16 protein-coding genes and 1 pseudogene are annotated in these 13,969 nt (G+C 70.2%); 12 read left to right on the forward strand and 5 right to left on the reverse strand.

The annotated features are described in order from the left end of the window. Positions 1-5: 5 nt before the first annotated feature. Positions 6-971 carry an ABC transporter ATP-binding protein gene (locus M3E84_RS06665; protein WP_259895439.1) on the forward strand — a complete coding sequence of 322 codons (966 nt, stop codon included), beginning with the start codon at positions 6-8 and terminating at the stop codon, positions 969-971. A 97-nt stretch (positions 972-1,068) separates the two neighbouring features. Here M3E84_RS06665 and M3E84_RS06670 read toward each other — a convergent pair. Together M3E84_RS06670 and M3E84_RS06675 are read right to left on the reverse strand one after the other, a co-directional pair. Then, positions 1,069-2,292, reverse strand: a pseudogene (locus M3E84_RS06670) (alpha-hydroxy-acid oxidizing protein). Position 2,293: 1 nt separating this feature from the next. Further along, positions 2,294-3,526 carry an MFS transporter gene (locus M3E84_RS06675; protein ID WP_259895440.1) on the reverse strand — a complete coding sequence of 411 codons (1,233 nt, stop codon included), beginning with the start codon at positions 3,524-3,526 and terminating at the stop codon, positions 2,294-2,296. Between the two features lie 117 nt (positions 3,527-3,643). On the opposite strand from M3E84_RS06675, the gene M3E84_RS06680 reads away from it, so the two are divergent. Both M3E84_RS06680 and M3E84_RS06685 read left to right on the forward strand, forming a co-directional pair. Beyond that, complete coding sequence (locus tag M3E84_RS06680; protein WP_396415580.1) at positions 3,644-3,793, forward strand: GntR family transcriptional regulator; 150 nt, start codon at positions 3,644-3,646, stop codon at positions 3,791-3,793. 9 nt (positions 3,794-3,802) lie between these two features. Then, a complete protein-coding gene (locus tag M3E84_RS06685; protein ID WP_311200447.1) occupies positions 3,803-4,216 on the forward strand; it encodes an FCD domain-containing protein in 414 nt (137 codons plus the stop codon). A gap of 28 nt (positions 4,217-4,244) precedes the next feature. On the opposite strand, the gene M3E84_RS06690 is transcribed toward M3E84_RS06685, so the two are convergent. Continuing rightward, a complete protein-coding gene (locus M3E84_RS06690) occupies positions 4,245-5,597 on the reverse strand; it encodes a CoA transferase (protein ID WP_259895442.1) in 1,353 nt (450 codons plus the stop codon). A gap of 116 nt (positions 5,598-5,713) precedes the next feature. On the opposite strand from M3E84_RS06690, the gene M3E84_RS06695 reads away from it, so the two are divergent. After that, positions 5,714-6,151, forward strand: a complete 438-nt coding sequence (locus M3E84_RS06695; protein ID WP_259895443.1) for an FBP domain-containing protein — start codon at positions 5,714-5,716, stop codon at positions 6,149-6,151. Positions 6,152-6,429: 278 nt separating this feature from the next. Here the strand turns inward: M3E84_RS06695 and M3E84_RS06705 are convergent, their stop codons facing one another. Further along, positions 6,430-6,894 carry a prevent-host-death protein gene (locus M3E84_RS06705; protein ID WP_259895466.1) on the reverse strand — a complete coding sequence of 155 codons (465 nt, stop codon included), beginning with the start codon at positions 6,892-6,894 and terminating at the stop codon, positions 6,430-6,432. Between the two features lie 269 nt (positions 6,895-7,163). On the opposite strand from M3E84_RS06705, the gene M3E84_RS06710 reads away from it, so the two are divergent. Genes M3E84_RS06710 through M3E84_RS06745 form a run of 8 tightly spaced genes read left to right on the forward strand, consistent with a single transcriptional unit; the run spans position 7,164 to position 12,998 of the window. Further along, the gene (locus M3E84_RS06710; protein WP_259895445.1) at positions 7,164-8,501 is read left to right on the forward strand and encodes a CpaF family protein; all 1,338 of its coding nucleotides are present in this window, start codon (positions 7,164-7,166) and stop codon (positions 8,499-8,501) included. Beyond that, positions 8,498-9,361, forward strand: a complete 864-nt coding sequence (locus M3E84_RS06715) for a type II secretion system F family protein (RefSeq protein ID WP_259895446.1) — start codon at positions 8,498-8,500, stop codon at positions 9,359-9,361. The genes M3E84_RS06710 and M3E84_RS06715 overlap by 4 nt, the downstream gene beginning before the upstream one ends. After that, the gene (locus M3E84_RS06720) at positions 9,358-10,299 is read left to right on the forward strand and encodes a type II secretion system F family protein (RefSeq protein ID WP_259895447.1); all 942 of its coding nucleotides are present in this window, start codon (positions 9,358-9,360) and stop codon (positions 10,297-10,299) included. The genes M3E84_RS06715 and M3E84_RS06720 overlap by 4 nt, the downstream gene beginning before the upstream one ends. 46 nt (positions 10,300-10,345) lie before the next feature. Further along, positions 10,346-10,582, forward strand: coding sequence for a hypothetical protein (locus M3E84_RS06725; RefSeq protein ID WP_259895448.1), 237 nt, complete (start codon positions 10,346-10,348; stop codon positions 10,580-10,582). Further along, positions 10,575-10,970, forward strand: coding sequence for a pilus assembly protein (locus M3E84_RS06730; protein ID WP_311200446.1), 396 nt, complete (start codon positions 10,575-10,577; stop codon positions 10,968-10,970). The genes M3E84_RS06725 and M3E84_RS06730 overlap by 8 nt, the downstream gene beginning before the upstream one ends. Continuing rightward, positions 10,951-11,397, forward strand: coding sequence for a hypothetical protein (locus M3E84_RS06735; protein WP_259895449.1), 447 nt, complete (start codon positions 10,951-10,953; stop codon positions 11,395-11,397). Before M3E84_RS06730 ends, M3E84_RS06735 begins: the two co-directional genes overlap by 20 nt. Further along, a complete protein-coding gene (locus M3E84_RS06740) occupies positions 11,394-11,864 on the forward strand; it encodes a pilus assembly protein TadG-related protein (protein ID WP_259895450.1) in 471 nt (156 codons plus the stop codon). Before M3E84_RS06735 ends, M3E84_RS06740 begins: the two co-directional genes overlap by 4 nt. A gap of 60 nt (positions 11,865-11,924) precedes the next feature. Continuing rightward, positions 11,925-12,998: an ATP-binding protein gene (locus M3E84_RS06745; protein ID WP_259895451.1), complete on the forward strand. Its 1,074-nt coding sequence runs from the start codon at positions 11,925-11,927 to the stop codon at positions 12,996-12,998. A gap of 12 nt (positions 12,999-13,010) precedes the next feature. Here M3E84_RS06745 and M3E84_RS06750 read toward each other — a convergent pair whose 3' ends face one another. Further along, on the reverse strand, positions 13,011-13,784 hold the full coding sequence (locus M3E84_RS06750; protein WP_259895452.1) for an enoyl-CoA hydratase-related protein: 774 nt from the start codon (positions 13,782-13,784) through the stop codon (positions 13,011-13,013). Positions 13,785-13,969: the final 185 nt, after the last annotated feature.

Consider the following 13,969-nt stretch of genomic DNA (forward strand, 5'->3'; position numbering starts at 1 on the left):
GCCTCATGACCACCATCCCGTTCAAGAAGCCCGGTGTGACCTTCAGCGAGGAGACCGTGGCGATCCGCGTGGATCACATGTCCAAGTGGTTCACGCTGCGGCACACGCGCTCCATCAAGGAGGCCGTGATGTGGCTGGCCCGCGGTCGGCGCAAGGATCTCTCCGACCGGTTCAAGGCGCTGGACGACGTCACCTTCGACATCCACGACGGAGAGACCGTGGCTCTGCTGGGCTTCAACGGCTCGGGCAAGTCGACCTCACTGAAGATGATCTCCGGGGTCATGCACCCGGATTCAGGCTCGGTGGGCACGCGACGCAAGGTCGCCGGGCTGATCGAGGTCGGCGCGGGCTTCCACCCGGATCTCACCGGGCGCGACAACGTCTATCTCAACGGCGCGATCCTGGGGATGGACAAGGAGGAGATCGACGCCAAGTTCGACGACATCGTGGCGTTCTCCGAGATCGGCGAGTTCATCGACACCGAGGTGAAGTTCTACTCTTCGGGCATGTACCTGCGCCTGGCCTTCGCGGTGGCGATCCATACCGACCCGGAGGTCTTCCTGGTCGATGAGATCCTCTCCGTGGGCGATGAGCCGTTCCAGAAGAAGTGCATCCGACGCATCAAGGACCTGGTGCGCCGCGGCAAGACCCTCGTGGTGGTCTCCCACGACCTGGATCTCATCATGGACATCTGCGAGCGCGGCATCGTGCTCGAGCACGGCAGGGTGATCTACGACGGCTCCTCCGTGGGCGCGGTGGCCATGCTGCGCGATCGCCCCGTCGAGGAGGTCCAGCGGGAGCAGAACGAGCGCGTGGAGCGCCGTCTGCACTGGAAGCGCGTGGACCGCGAGAAGGCGGCCGAGGAGGCCGCCGAGCGCGGGGACGCCTACGTGCCCGAGTACGACCCCGAGCTCGACGACCCCGCCGATCTGGACGACCCCTCCAAGGTGCGCCGGACCAAGGGCCTGTGAGCGGTCGCATCCGCCGCGGAGGAGCCTGAAGCTCTGCGCATGAGGACGGGGCCTGCCGGATGCCGGCAGGCCCCGTCCTCATGTCCGGACGTCCGTCTCAGTCCCCGGTGATGAGTCCGGGGTGCAGCTCGTCGATCGTGGCCACCCCGAGCAGGTGCATGGTCACGCGCATCTCCTGCTCGAGCAGCTCGAGCGCGCGCTCCACGCCCTCCTGCCCGCCGGCCATGAGCCCGTAGAGGTAGGCGCGTCCGATCAGGGTGAAGTCCGCCCCCAGGGCCAGGGCGATGATCGCGTCCGTGCCGGAGAGGATTCCCGAGTCGTAGATGATCTCCGCGTCCGGTCCGAGGGCCTCGCGGATGCGCGGCAGCGCACGCAGCGGCTGGATGACCCGGTCGAGCTGGCGGCCGCCGTGGCTGGAGACCACGACTCCGTCGGCGCCGGCGGCCATGGCGCGCTGGGCGTCCTCGACGCCGAGCACGCCCTTGAGGAAGAGCTTCCCGGGTCAGACCGAGCGGATCCACTCGAGGTCCTCGAAGTCAAGGGTCGGCTCGAACATCGAGTTGATGACCTCGGGCAGGGAGGCGCCGGTGCCGGAGAGCGAGGCGAAGCTCAGGGGATCCGTGCTCAGGAAGTTCAGCCACCACTCCGGGCGGTAGGAGGCATCCAGCACGGTGGACAGGCGCAGCTTGGGCGGGATGGTCATGCCGTTGCGGGTGTCGCGCAGGCGCAGTCCGGCCACGGGGGTGTCGGCGGTGACCAGCAGGTTGTCGTAGCCGGTCTCCCACGCGCGGCGCACCAGCTCCTCGGAGGCGCGGCGGTCCTTCCAGAGGTAGAGCTGGAACCAGCGCCGGCCCTCGCCGGAGACCTCGGCGACCTGCTCCACCGAGCGGGTGCCCATGGTCGAGAGGCTGAACGGGATGCCGAAGCGCCGTGCGGCGGCCGCCCCGGCGTCCTCGCCCTCGCTGTGCATGAACCGGGTGAAGCCGGTGGGAGCGATGCCCACGGGCAGGGCGGACTCGCCGCCGGCGATGCGCACCCGCAGGTCGACCTCGCCGATCCCGCGCAGGACCCGCGGGGACAGCTCGACCTCGTCGAATGCCTGGCGCGACCCGCGGGCGGTCTGCTCGGACAGGGCGGCGCCGTCGACGTAGTCGAAGGCCGCCTTGGGCGTGCGGCGCCGGGCGATGCGCCGGAGGTCGCCGATGTCGGCGGCACGCTGCAGCCGGTGCGCCCGATCCGGCAGGCCGGGACGCTCGAAGGACAGCAGCGGTCGCAGCTCGGACCAGCGCGGCACCTGGCGGGATAGGCGGGTGCGGTTCATGTCAGCGGACTCCTGGGGCTTCGGGGTCGGAGGACAGGCGGGATCCGAGGATCACCGCGAGCAGTGAGATGAGGCACGCGGCACTGACGGCGGCGGCACCGGCCAGCACGCGCCCGCCGGCGAGATCGATGATCCACACGAGCGCCGCAGGCGTCAGCCCGGCCACGATCGCGCCGTTGATCTCGCGGGCGATCGCGATCCCGCTGTAGCGCTCGGCCGCCGGGAACAGCTGGGCCAGGAACGCGCCCTGGGAGCCCGAGGTCAGGGCGATGACCAGGCCGTAGCCGCCGGCGATGGCCACAGCGGCCACGACGGCGCTGCCGCTGGAGAGCCCGAGCAGCAGGGGGAAGGCGTAGGCGGAGCCCAGCGCGCACCCCAGCCCCAGGACACGGGCTGCGCCCATCCGATCGGCTGCTGCTCCGCCGAACGGCGTGGCCACGACGCCCACGAGGCTGCCCAGGGTCACCGCCAGCAGGGCCGGAGTGCGCTCCAGGCCGACCTGTGGGGAGGTCATCAGGGAGATGGCGAACACGGCCATGGCGTAGTTGAGGCAGTTGTGCCCGGTCATGGCCAGGAAGCCGATGATCAGCTCGAGCGGGCTGCGGCGCAGCAGCGCCATGACGGGCAGCTTGGTGCGCTCGTTCTCGGCACCCTGGACTGCGGCGCGGTGCTCCGGGGTCTCCTCCAGGCTGCGGCGGATGTAGATCGCCAGCAGGAACAGCACCGCGGAGACGAGGAAGGGCAGGCGCCAGGCCCAGCCGAGCAGCGCCTCATCGCCCAGGCTGGCCGCGGCCAGGAAAGCCGCGGTGGCCAGAGCGATGCCGGCCGGGGGAGTGGACAGCACGAGCGAGGTGTACAGCCCCTTGCGCTTCGGCGGGGCGAACTCGGCGACGATCGTCATGGCGCCGGCCAGCTCCGCACCGGCGCCCATGCCCTGGATCAGGCGCAGCGCCACCAGCAGGACCGGTGCCAGGGCGCCGATCGACTGGGCGGTGGGCAGGGCGCCGATGCCGACGGTGGCTACGCCCTTGAGGATGATCGTGATCAACATGGCCGGACGACGGCCGAGTGCATCGCCGATGTGTCCGATCACCAGACCGCCCACCGGACGGGCGATGAATCCGACGGCGAAGGTCAGGAAGGCGGCCATGGTGGCCCCGGTGTCGGTGGCCGCGAAGAACAGCGGAGCGATCACCAGTCCCGCGGCAGCCCCGTAGAGGGCGAGTCGTACCACTCGATCAGGGTGCCCGTGACGGCCGCGAACGGGGCTCGGCGGGCTCCGGGTGTGAGTTGATCCGAGGCCTCGCTGCGCTCGCAGAGACTGGCGGGGCAGCTGAAGCCCGGCCAGCGTGTGATCGAGCCGGAGCTCGCCGTGAGCTTCGGGGCCTCCAAGACGCCGGTGCGCGAGGCCCTGCAGGAGCTCGCGGCAGAGGGTCTGGTGGAGGTGCTGCCCAAGAAGGGCTACCGCATCAGGGACATGGATGCCGCCGACCTGCTGTAGATCCTGGATCTGCGTGCGGTGCTCGAGGCTCATACCGCCGCACTCGCTGCCCGCACTGCCGATGCCGAGGCCATCCAGCGCCTGCGCGAGCGTTGGGAGGCCCAGTGCGATGCCACGGGGCTCGAACCGCTGGAGCGCACGCTGCGAGCGCGCGACTTCCACGCCGAGATCTCGAGGATCGCCCACAGCGGCCGCCTCAGCGCTGTCCTGGACGGGCTGCACCGAGAGATGGTCCGCGCCCACCATGTGCTCCCGGAGCTGCGCTGGCACCTGGCTGAGGACATCGAGCTGCGGGAGCACCGGGAGATCCTGGAGGCCATAGCTGCCGGCGAGGCCGAGCCCAACGCGCAGGCCATGCGCACCCACCTGGAATCCATTCTCGGCCACCTGGGGATCGCGGCATCCGAGGTGGATCGTTCCTAGCCCGTAGCTGCGAGGAGCAGGACGCGGCTCAGCCGCGGCCGCCCGGCGCACGGTCCAGGAACCAGGGGTCGGCGCCGCCATAGCGGCCCGGACCCTGCGCGTACTCCACCCCGCGGCCGTCGAGCAGCAGCGGCGGCGGCACGAAGCGCAGGTGGCCGTGGTCCCCGGTGCGCATGCTGCGCACCGGGACCGGCATGTGCCGCGGCGGCTGGGGCGTGCGCGGTGCGCTGAGCAGCTCGGTGGCCGTGCGCGCCAGGGCCAGGTGCGCCACGTCGGCGTGGTCCGAGGCCAGCAGCGCGCTCGCCGCGGCGACCATGCCCAGTCCGGTCGCATGATCCAGGGCCTGGACGGGAAGGGCGCCGGGGGATCCGTCGGGGGATCGGTAGATGTGGGCGATGCCCGAGGCCGCCTGGACGATGCTGTCGAACCCGCGGGTTCCCGCCCAGCGTCCGGTCTCGCCCCAGGCGCTCAGACGCACGACCCGCAGGCCGGGGCGCTCGATGACGGGTTGGTCGTCCTCCACGCCGAAGTGCCACAGCGCCCCGCCGCGGTAGCCGAGCAGCAGGATGTGGGCGTCGTCGAGCAGCCGGTCCAGGGCCTTGAGACCCTGGCCGTTGCGCAGGTCCAGCACGACGCTGCGCTTGCCGAAGCCCGTGTCCACGTGCTGATCGGGCAGCTCGGGGATCGACGGCGGATCCACCCGCAGCACATCGGCGCCCAGCGCTGCGAGCAGCCGCGAGCCGCTGGGGCCGGCGATGACGCGCGTGAGATCCAGGACGCGCAGGCCGCGCAGCGGGGCATCGTCGGCGGCGGCGGTCGGCTCCCACCGGCGCACGGGGATGCCCGAGGAGCGGAAGCGGATCCACGGGCCCTGCGCGGCGGCTCGTCCGCTGGCCGTGCGGGACCACTGCTCGGGGGTGCGCACGGCGGCGGCCACTCCGCCGGCGTCGCGCACGCACTGCTCGACGTCGAGCGCCTCACGTGCGGCCAGCCGCTCCCGCAGCCGCTCGGGGGTCGAGGCCCCCAGCGCGCGCTCGAGGGCCCTGGCATGGTGCGGGTAGTTGGCGTGCAGGCGCACCCAGCCATCGGCGGTGGGATGGAAGCCGGACAGCGGGGCGAAGGCGCTCGGAGCGCGCCCGTTGATGCGCAGGTGCGAGATCGAGGCGAAGGAGGCGGCCACGCGCTGGGCGTCCACGGCGAAGGAGCGTCCGGTGAGCTGGGCGAGCCCCGTGGCCGCGGCCTGCGCCGAGCCCAGCGCCAGGCCCTCCACGTCCAGGGGCCCGCACCACCACAGCCGGGGGCCGCCGACGGGGGCGGCCTGCGATGAGTCGAGGTCGATCGCGGCGGTGAGATCGCTGTACAGATCCGGTACGGCTGACATGGGCGCAATCTATCCGCCCCTGTGTTCTCGTTCACAGTCATGTCGGCTGTGATAGCTCCGCCGCCGCCCTGCGGGTGCTGCCTGCTTCCGCCCTCCTGTCACAGAAAGCCGTCCCCGTGCACACCCACTCAGAGTCCGAGATCCGCAAGAGCTTCCTGAACTGCTCCAAGGGGGCGGCCCAGCGCCTGGCCGTGCCGCAGCACCTGGATCAGCTCGAGTGGGACGGGCAGATCGTCCTGGGCTGGATCGACCCCAAGTGGCCCAAGTCCGCCAAGGACCGCTACAGCAGCGTGGGCTCCTACATCTGCTCCGACCTGGCCTGCAGCGACTACACCCTGGGCCGGCGCAAGCCCGACGGGGTGCGTCAGATGGAGGAGACGCTCTCGGTCGAGGAGCGCCCGCAGCGCACCCTCACCGACGGACAGGGCCTCGTGGAGCGGGTGGCGCAGAGCCTGGGGAAGTGGTCCCCGGGCCCGTGTCGCGGCGGCTACAGCGTCTCCTTGGGATGTGCCGTGTGCACCTGTTCGAGAACGACAGTCCTGTCTTCTACGTAGAACCAGAGGCGGGCACTGCCTTTGAGCGTGGGCTTGTGATGCCACCGCTGATGGGACCGGCCATCTCGTGTGATGGTCGACAATGACCCCTCGAGCGGGTAATTCGTGGGTGTCCTGGTCGTCGGCGTCCGGGTGAGGAAGTCCCAGGCATCGGCCATCGGGTTGCGGTATGTCGCCACGAGATCGCGCCATCCTCTCTTCGCGGATGTCGACCCGAACGTCAGCGTGAATTCCGACTTCTTCGGTGGCCGCGGGACCGGGTTCGCCTTGCCCATGGGTCAAGGGCGCTCGACGGGCGTCGTCTCTTCGGTGTCGTCGAGCCACTCGATCGGCTCGTGGCCGAGTCCCGCGGCGATGGCGGTTGCGGTCTCGCGCCACGACGTGAGCTTGGCGACCGCCAAGTGCGGCTGTGAGGTCGAGAACGAGGCTCGTGCGGCGTCGATCAGATCCTGGGCGCACTGATCCCGGTCCTCAGTGCTCAAGGCGTACATCCACGGGTACCGCTTCGACATGTTCTGCGTCAGGGGGCCATCTTCAAGGGCCACCGTGATGAGGGTGGCCGCCAGGTGCAGAAGCTGCTGTCTGCCCTCCGCTTCCCGCTGAGACATCAGGACCAGGGGCTCGCCATCGCGGCGAGTCACTGTGACGGGATGGTCCTCGGCTTCGGCGAAGACCTCGGCCGAGTGCTTGCTCAGGTCCGAGGAACGTCGGATGGCTGCAGGCATGCCGATGGGAGGAGTCATACCGTCAGAGTATTCGGATCGTATTCGGAAGTCGAGGGGCTGCTTCGGATCGAGCACTTCCGGAAGCTCGTCCCGACGTACCGGCAGCGCCGAAGTCAACGAATGATCATTCTGCGTCGCTACTTTGCAGTCACTTCCGAGACAGTGCGGCGGTATCGGTCCAGGTGGGCGATGACTTATCCACACCCTGGACCAAGGCCCATGGTCCGCCCTTGCACTGAGCCCTAGATTCCAGTCATTCGATGTCGTCGAGCGGAACGGGGGCCGTGATGGCTGCAGTGCTGCAGGGACAGGCGCGCCTGCGGGACCTCTCCCAGGCGCGAGGGCGTCGCCGCCTGGAGCAGGACGGGCAGTCGCAGCTCAGCTCACGGGTGATCGCCGAGGTCCGCGAGCAGGTGCGTCGTCGGGGCCTCGATCCCTTCGAGGCACCCACTGAAGTGGCGGCGATCGTCGAGGCTGTCCTCAACGACCATGATCAGGTCTCGGCGCGCACGGGCTCGGAGTCGTTCGAGGACCTGGAGGCGGTCCGGCATCGGATCCTGGATGCGGTGGCCGGCTTCGGGGTGCTGCAGCCGCTGCTGGACGACGACTCGATCGAGGAGATCTGGATCAACGGACCCGATGAGGTCTTCGTCGCCCGCGGCGGCGAGTCCGAGCTGACCGGGCTGCATGTGGAGCCTGAGGAGGTCCGTCAGCTGGTGGAGCGGATGCTGCGCCGCTCCGGACGGCGCCTGGATCTGAGCTCGCCGTTCGTGGATGCCTCGCTTCCCGACGGATCGCGCCTGCACGTGGTGATCCCGGATGTCACCCGCGAGCACTGGTCGGTGAACATCCGCAAGTTCGTGGTCGCGGCACGGCGCATCGCGGACATGGTCCGGCTGGGCTCCATGAGCCCGGAGGCGGGGACATTCCTCTCGGAGGCTGTGCGTGCCGGGCTGAACATCTTGGTCTCCGGGGCCACGCAGGCGGGCAAGACCACCATGCTCAACTGCCTGTGCGCCCAGATCGACCCCAGGCAGAGGGTAGTGACGGTCGAGGAGATCTTCGAGCTGCAGATCCCCCTGCGCGATGTGGTGGGGATGCAGTGCCGCCAGGCGAATCTCGAGGGCACCGGTGAGATCCCCATGCGCCGGCTCGTGAAGGAGGCGCTGCGCATGCGGCCTGACCGCCTGATCGTGGGGGAGGTCCGCGAGGCGGAATCCCTGGACATGCTCATCGCGCTGAACGCCGGGCTGCCGGGAATGGCCAGCCTGCACGCGAACTCGGCCCGGGACGCGGTCACCAAGATCTGCACGCTGCCGCTACTGGCAGGGGAGAACATCTCCTCGGCGTTCGTCGTGCCCACCGTGGCCGCGTGCTTCGATCTGGTGGTCCACTGCCGTCGTCGTCCCGACGGGCACCGGGAGGTCGAGGAGATCCTGGCCGTCGGCACACGGGTCGAGAACGGGGTCATCGAGACCTCTCCGCTGTTCCATCGGGTCCACGGCGACCTGATCGCCGTCGGCGCGGAAGTTCCCGCGCCGGAGAAGTTCGCGCTGGCCGGCATCGCCACCGAGCAGGTGCGCGAGTGCCTGGGCCGCGATCACGAGAAAGGGTCGGGACGATGATCACCGGTGTCCTGCTCGGTCTGCTTCTGGGCGCGGGGCTGTGCCTGATCTGGTGGTCGTTCTGGGCCCAGGTCGCGCCCCGCGCGCAGCGACGACGACGTGAGCGCCTGTTGCGCAGGCGACTGGATCGCGCCGGGATGCATGCCGTGCGCCCCGGTTCGTTCGTGCTGCTGTCCGTCATGGTGGCGGTCGCGGCCGGGGTTCTCGTGTGGGCCGTGTCCGGGGGTGCGGTCTTCGGCCTGTGTGCGGGCATCGTGGCGCTGTTCGTCCCGTGGTCCATGCTGGGCCGGCGCATGCGACGGCGAACACATCAGCTGCGCACCGTGTGGCCGGACGTGGTGGACATGCTGCGCTCTGCCATCCGCGCGGGGCTCTCACTGCCCGAGGCCCTGGCCCAGCTGCAGCACCGCGGTCCAGAGATCGTGCAGCCGGCCTTCGCGCGCTTCGCCGGCGACTACCGGGCCACAGGTCAGTTCCTCCCGGCGCTGGATGCCCTCAAGGAAGAGCTCGCTGATCCGGTGGCGGACAACATCATCGAATCCCTGCGCGTCACCCGGGAGGTGGGCGGCACGGACCTGGGTCGGCTTCTGGGCACCCTCTCGGAGTTCCTGCGCGAGAACTCGCGGACCCGCAGCGAGCTGGAGGCCCGCCAGTCGTGGACGGTCAACGCAGCGCGGCTGTCCGTGGCCGCGCCCTGGCTCATCCTGCTGCTCATGGCCAGCCAGCCGGCGGCGGTGAGCGCCTATGACAGCCCCGCCGGCGCCGTCGTGCTGCTCGGCGGGCTGGCGATCTCCGCGATCGCCTACCGCCTCATGCTGCGATTGGGGGCTCTGCCCGAGCCCGAGCGGGTGCTGCGATGAGTCTGCCGCTGGCTATCCCGCTGATCATCGGCACCGTCCTGGGGCTCGGGCTCTGGCTGATGATCGTGCCCGCGCCGGCCAGTTCCCGCCGTCGCTTCACCCGGCGAGTGGTCCTGCAGATGCGCGCGACGGATCCCGCCGTGCGCCATGCCGAGCATGTCCGCGCCCGCGATCAGCGCGGACTGCTGGCCATCGCCATGGCGCTGGCCTCCCCGGTGGGCCTGGGGCTGGGCCGGCGCATCGGTGGCGAGGGCCAGCGCCAGCTGCTGCGCCGGCTCGAGCGCGAGGGGGCGGGCCGCAGCCTGGCCGACTACCGGACCGAGCAGGTCCTCTGCGCACTGGCCGGTGCGGTGATCGGGGGTGTGTGGGGCGTGGGGGCCGTTCTGCGCCTCGGCGCGCCGGGGCCGGCGATCCTGCTGCTGCTCGTCGCCGGTGCGCTCAGCGGCGCCTGGGCGCGCAGCTGGCGGCTCGGCAGCCGGATCTCCAGCCGTGAGACGAGGATGCTGGCCGAGTTCCCCGCGATCGCCGAGCTTCTGGCCCTGTCCGTCGGCGCAGGCGAGTCCACCCTGGGCGCCCTCGAGCGCGTGAGCCGGATCGCCGAGGGGGTGCTGGCCGAGCAGTTCCGCGCCGTGCTCGATCGGACCCGCTCCGGTACTCCGCTCACCGAATCGCTGCAGGAGTTCGCCGACCGTGTCGAGGTCACGCACATCTCGCGCTTCGTCGCCGGCATCGCCGTGGCCATGGAGCGCGGCACCCCGCTCGCCGAGGTCCTGCGCTCGCAGGCGCAGGACGTCCGCGATCAGGACAAGCGCGAGCTCATGGAGATGGCCGGACGCAAGGAGATCGCCATGATGGTGCCCCTCGTGTTCATGGTGCTCCCGCTGTCCGTGCTCTTCGCGGTGTTCCCCGGCATCGCCGTCCTGCAGCTCGATCTGTGATGTCTTCCCTCTCTGCCCGAACCGCTCCCTACCGAAAGGCCGCACCATGAACCGCGAACTCTCCTCCCGTCCCGAGACCGATGCGCAGGAGGCCTCAGCCTCCCGTCCTGCCGCGCAGCTGGCGTCGGCTCTGCCGCTCGATGACCCCGACCGCGGCGACGTCCCCGGCTGGGTCATGCTGACCCTGATGTCGGCGGTGCTCGTGGCCGGTCTGCTGCTGATCGCCCAGCCTGCCCTGGAGGGCCTGTTCAACGACGCCATCTCCCGGGTGACCGGTGGCTGAGCCGGCCACCGGGGCCGAGGGGCGCGACGACGGCTCCGTGGTCGCCGAATGGGCCATGGTCGCCGGGCTCAGCGCGATCCTCTTCGCCCTGACCCTGCAGCTCGTGTTCGCCCTGCACGTGCGCAATGTGCTGATCGACTCGGCCTCGCACGGGGCGCGCTACGGAACGCTTGCCGACCGAGGGCCGGCCGATGCCGAGGCCCGGACCCGCGAGCTGATCACCGGCTCGGTGGGCGGGCGCTTCGCAGGCGATGTCACCGCGGTGCCCGCCGAGGTCGCCGGCACTCCTGCGCTCGAGGTCCGGGTCGTGGCGCCGCTGCCGATCGTCGGGCCCTTCGGTCCGCCCCGGGCGATCGAGGTGAGCGGCCATGCCGTCGACTGGTCCTGAAGCGACCAGCACTGACCTCGAGGACGACGAGGGCTCGGCCGTCGTCGAGTTCCTGCTCGTGGGCGTGGTCCTGCTGGTCCCGATCCTGATCTTCGTGGGTGTGCTGGCTCAGGCGCAGGCTGCGGCCTTCGCGGCAGTGGCGGCAGCTCAGCAGGGCTCGCAGGTGCTGGCCTCCCAGCCGGCCGGGGAGGTCTCGACCGCCCAGGTGCAGGCGGCCGCAGCGCTTCCCGCAGCGGATCAGGGCTTCGACGACGGCGAGGTCGCCGTCTCGGTGGCCTGCTCCGACGGGGCCTGTCAGGAGGCCGGTGCCACGGCCACCGTCACGGCGGTGGCCACGATCCGGCTGCCCAGGATCCCGTTCGTGGGGACCATGGAGCTCGCGCAGATGGAGCACTCCTCGACCGTCGTGATCGGGCGGTACGCATGACGACCGCCCAGCGCGGCCTGCGGCACCGTGCCGAGGAGGACGACGGGCAGATCTCGATCCTGGTGATCGGGATGATGCTCATCCTGCTGATGGCGGTGATCGTGGTGATGGCGGTGACCTCGGTGCAGCTGGCCGAGCGGAAGCTGCAGGTTCACGCGGATCACGCCGCACTCGCGGCCGCGGACACCTTCACCGAGCTGCAGGGCACCGAGGGAGCGGGATCGGCCCCCACCGCCGTGCTCGACGACGCCTCCGTGTCCGCTGCTGCGCAGTCCTACCTGGTGACGGTCGAGGCCGAGCACGATCTGGACAGCCTTGCGATCGGCTCCGGCACTGGTTCCGCCGACGGACGCACGGCCCGGGTCCATCTCACCGCGGTGGCCCGCCCGCCCGTGGTCGCCTGGTTCATCCCCGCCGGGATCCCGGTCGAGGCCAGTGGCGAGGCTCGGGCGGAGTTCAGCAGGTGACGAGGGAGGCGGAGATTCGCTCGGCATGAAGTCCAGCGACCTGAGGCGAGCACCCGAGAGGTGACGCCGGGCCTGCATCCGATGCGTATCGCCCTCGAAGCGGAATCCAGGGGTGACTGGGTCACCACTCAGCTGCGGATCGCGCTGGGCACGGACCCGATCAAAGCGCTCGCCAAGGCCATGCTGGACCTGGCGGCCAAAGCGGGGCTGCCGGCTCGGAGAGAAGCCAACCTGCGCGAGGTGCTGGCACGTGTACAGCAGGTCTCCGTCTCAGGGGCATCGGTGGCGCTGCGCGAATCGCCCGGCAGCGATCCACATGCTTCTCTCACCGAGCTGCTCGTCGAGATCGGCCGGGAGGTCCGGAAGCAGAAGGACACGATGGTCTTCATCCACCTGGATGAGATCCAGAACATCACGTCAGAAGAGGCGCTCTCGCAGCTGCTGATCTCCCTCGGGGATGCCCTGGGTCATCAGGAAGACGTCACTGTCCCCGGCGGAGGAACGATCAGGCGTGCGCTCCCGATCGCCGTCTACCTCACCGGACTGCCGGAATGCGAGGAGCGTGCTGGCGCCCGTCACGGAGCCACGTTCGCCCGGCGTTTCCAGACCATGACGCTGGCTCCGCTGTCCGATGCTGACCTCGAGCTCGCGCTCGCCGAGTTCCTCGAGCCTGGCTGGAGCATCCTCCAGGAGGAAGGCTTGCCGACCAGGGTTCGCATGGAGGAGGCGTCCCGCGAGCTGCTGGTCGAGCTGTGCTGCGGCGAGCCCTTCATCTTCCAGCTGGCTGGGGCTCGAGCCCGGTATGCAGGCTCCTCCGACCTCATCACCGTTGATGATGTGCGGCGCGGCTGGGCTGCGGCGCGCGACGAGGCAGAGTCCCATGTGGTGCGCATCGTGGAGCGACTCCCTCCCAAGGAGCGCGAGTTCATCGACGTGATGACAGAGCTCGACCCGGCCGACAGAACGTTGAGCAAGATTGCCGACGGCATGGGCTATGCCAAGGCCACCACCGTCGGCCCCGTAGCTCAGCAGCTGGATCGTACTCGTGCGCTGATCTCTCGCGGTCGCCCCTATTCGTTCAAGCACCGCGCAGTGGAGGCCTACCTGACGACTGCGTGGCCCGAGACGGAGTGAGCGGAGCGGAACTCACTCGAACTGCGCGAAGTCCGGGCGGCGCTTCTGCGTGAAAGCCGCCAGTGCCTCTGCCGCCTCCGGGCTGCGCAGACGGGCGGCGAAGACCTCGATCTCGCGCCGGGTGTGCTCGAGCAGCGCGGGGACGTCGCGCATCAGGGCCTTGGTCTCGGCCAGCGACCGGGCCGGGCGCGCGAGCAGCTGCTCGGCGAGTCGGCGGGCCTCGTCGTGGATCTGCTCGGGCGGGACCACGGAGGTCGCGATCCCGGCGGCCAGAGCCTCCTGCGCGCCCATCGGCTGACCCAGGGCGAACATGGCGAAGGCTCGGGCGTGGCCGATGCGCTGGGGGAGCAGCAGGCTCGAGCAGGCCTCCGGCACCAGCGCGAGGTCAACGAACGGGACCGTGAGGGAGGCGTCCTCGCCCAGGACCACCAGGTCGCAGTGCAGCAGCATGGTGGCCCCCACGCCCACCGCACGGCCCTGGACGGCGGCGACCACGGGGACGCCGCAGCGGATCAGCGCGTGCAGGAAGCGGGTGACGGGCCACTGCTCGGACGGGCGGTCGTCGTCGGCCAGATCCGCGAAATCCGCCAGGTCGTTGCCCGCGGTGAACAGCCCGCCCTCGGCGCGCAGGATCACCACGCGCACCTCGGGCTCGTTCTCGGCGCGCTCGAGAGCCTCGGCCAGACCGGTGTACATCTCGTGAGTCAGTGCGTTGCGCTTGTCGGCACGGTCGAGCGTGATGGTGAGGATGCGCTCCTCCAGGCTGACGCGGATGCTCTGGGCCATGGGTGCCCTCCTCTCGTCCATCGCGCGGGAGCAGCGCGATGCAGTGATGCGCGCCACTATGCCACGGACGCGGTGCGGGCTCGTGGTCGCCAAGGACGCGGGCGAGGCAGGCGGGGTGCTTGTGCTGTCCGTGGGTCGTGGTCTACTGAGCAGGTCATCACAATATGACCTGGATCACAGAAGGA

Origin of the sequence: Kocuria sp. p3-SID1428 (assembly GCF_025149945.1) — a bacterium.
GTDB lineage: Bacteria > Actinomycetota > Actinomycetes > Actinomycetales > Micrococcaceae > Kocuria.

What these genes read in the sequence shown, in the direction of transcription:
- M3E84_RS06665 (WP_259895439.1), top strand. Translation starts at nt 6, where the DNA reads ATGACCACCATCCCGTTCAAGAAGCCCGGTGTGACCTTCAGCGAGGAG.
- M3E84_RS06690 (WP_259895442.1), bottom strand. Translation starts at nt 5,597, where the DNA reads ATGTCAGCCGTACCGGATCTGTACAGCGATCTCACCGCCGCGATCGAC.
- M3E84_RS06705 (WP_259895466.1), bottom strand. Translation starts at nt 6,894, where the DNA reads ATGACTCCTCCCATCGGCATGCCTGCAGCCATCCGACGTTCCTCGGAC.
- M3E84_RS06710 (WP_259895445.1), top strand. Translation starts at nt 7,164, where the DNA reads ATGGCTGCAGTGCTGCAGGGACAGGCGCGCCTGCGGGACCTCTCCCAG.
- M3E84_RS06715 (WP_259895446.1), top strand. Translation starts at nt 8,498, where the DNA reads ATGATCACCGGTGTCCTGCTCGGTCTGCTTCTGGGCGCGGGGCTGTGC.
- M3E84_RS06720 (WP_259895447.1), top strand. Translation starts at nt 9,358, where the DNA reads ATGAGTCTGCCGCTGGCTATCCCGCTGATCATCGGCACCGTCCTGGGG.
- M3E84_RS06725 (WP_259895448.1), top strand. Translation starts at nt 10,346, where the DNA reads ATGAACCGCGAACTCTCCTCCCGTCCCGAGACCGATGCGCAGGAGGCC.
- M3E84_RS06735 (WP_259895449.1), top strand. Translation starts at nt 10,951, where the DNA reads ATGCCGTCGACTGGTCCTGAAGCGACCAGCACTGACCTCGAGGACGAC.
- M3E84_RS06740 (WP_259895450.1), top strand. Translation starts at nt 11,394, where the DNA reads ATGACGACCGCCCAGCGCGGCCTGCGGCACCGTGCCGAGGAGGACGAC.
- M3E84_RS06750 (WP_259895452.1), bottom strand. Translation starts at nt 13,784, where the DNA reads ATGGCCCAGAGCATCCGCGTCAGCCTGGAGGAGCGCATCCTCACCATC.